Source organism: Acinetobacter sp. 228, from assembly GCF_048147885.1.
In genome coordinates, this window is the sequence record NZ_JAYWYV010000101.1 from 1 (window position 1) to 1,954 (window position 1,954).

Sequence of the window (1,954 nt, forward strand, 5' to 3'; positions counted from 1 at the left end):
GGTTAATTTGATCAGTTCTAGAAAAGAAAACCCGCTTTAGAGCGGGTTTTCTTATTAAGCATAAATTTTCTTTAAAGCATATTTTTCTAAGATTCGTGGAAGATCATCTATTTCTGGGCGAATAGTATTTTTTCCAGAACTTTTTGCATCGCGCATGTGAGTATCAGCAGTTTTAATAGCTTCATCACCATGACCATTTTCACAATAAGCTACACCAATAGAGATAGTAACTTTTTCTTCAATACCTTTAATATCAATAGATTCGACTGCTCTACGCAAATCTTCAGCAAGATAATAGGCAAATTCTTCATTATTAGTATTACTTACAACAACAAACTCTTCCCCACCTTTTCTAAAGACGCCGCCTTTAATCTGATGTTTATTAAAACTATTAGACAACTCATGAGCGACTAAGCTTAATACTGAATCGCCAACATCTTGTCCATACGATTTATTAAAAATACCAAAATTATCTATATCAATAAAGAACACATAAAACTTTTCTTCATTTGCTAAATGTTTATTTAATATTATTTGTAATGCTGAATTATTAGCTAATTTAGTAAGTTTGTCATAGTGAGAAATACCAACGATACCCTTTTGAGATAACTCTAAAGCGAAATCGCCTTTTGCACAAACACATCTAGGCTCACTACACTTATTACACACATCAGGGTAATTCTCAGAAACAATACTTTGTAAATTAAATTCATCTGTATTGTAATAATAATTTAATGTATTACATAAAGAATTAATCCATGCAAATACATCAGCCAGTTCATTAGCTAAATATTCTTTTTTAAGGGGATCACAATAAGAATCCAATGCTATACATTCGGCTACTTCTGCTAACTCTTCAAAAATTCTAGCATAAATACTAGCAATAATATCCTTTACTTGTAGCCCTGCAAGATTATCTCGATCCAGTTTGGGTGGATAAATTCTTGCAAACATTAACTGCCATTCATTAATACTTTTTGGCATTGAGAATCTATTTTCAAAAACAATTGCTCTTAACTTATCTTCATCAACATCATTTAAATTCTCCTGATCACATTGACATTTTTCATCCAAGCAACGAGGGCATATACTCGGATATTTACTCCAGATTATATTATCAACCTCAAAATTATAACGATTACATAAAGCAAAATACCAAGCCAATATTTTTGCAATAGTCTTTTTTGAACCTTCGATATCATAATTTCTAAATGTGGTTCTAGTTGAACTACCAACATTTTTTACAAGATGCAAAAAAATAGTCTCAGGTGATTTTCCGTAATTCTGTGTTGAGAAATAAATTTTTCCAAACATTTTTTGAGTTTCTAATAAATTCACAACATCTCCCTACTTTTAATTAAATTATTTATTAACTATAACAGATTAAATCAAATTACTCATTTGAAACAGTACATCTTAAAACTTCACAGTTTAAATAATATAATAGTCAAAGAAGTATTCTCTCTTGCTAAGCTCACGTTATTACTTCCGCAGAAACAGAACTCAAATATCTGAGGAAAATGGTCAGTGGAAAACTATTAAAAAAATAAGATAAACTAGAGTTTTTAAAACCCAAAAAAACAGATGACTCACTACACATTGAAAATGGTGGTCTTGGATTTTGTTTTGAAGTTTTACGCTAGAATGGCCAAGCTTACAAGTTTAAGAGTTATGAATATCAGAGTAAGGCTTGTGAGATATAACGGATAAAATTTCACTCAAATTAATTAAAAACTAAATGTCTAAATTCAATCAATAAAAAAACCACTTCAAAGCGGGTTTCTAAAATCAATTACAGCAATATGAAACCAATCACTCCCCTCTTAACACACCCAACTTATTCCAACACTTTGGCATTGAAAACGTTGTCACCAATTTGTTTAAATCGATATAGCGCAATGTGCCCTGCAACTGTTATTTAACTGTTCGATCTTTAACAATATCTTCACCCGCA

General features: G+C 30.8%; 1 protein-coding gene. It reads right to left on the reverse strand.

Annotated elements, in window-relative coordinates; genetic code table 11:
* Positions 1-54 precede the first annotated feature (54 nt).
* Entirely contained in the window at positions 55-1,338 is a 1,284-nt protein-coding gene (locus VXQ92_RS16265) for a diguanylate cyclase domain-containing protein (RefSeq protein ID WP_128202554.1), read from the reverse strand.
* Between the last annotated feature and the right edge of the window lie 616 nt (positions 1,339-1,954).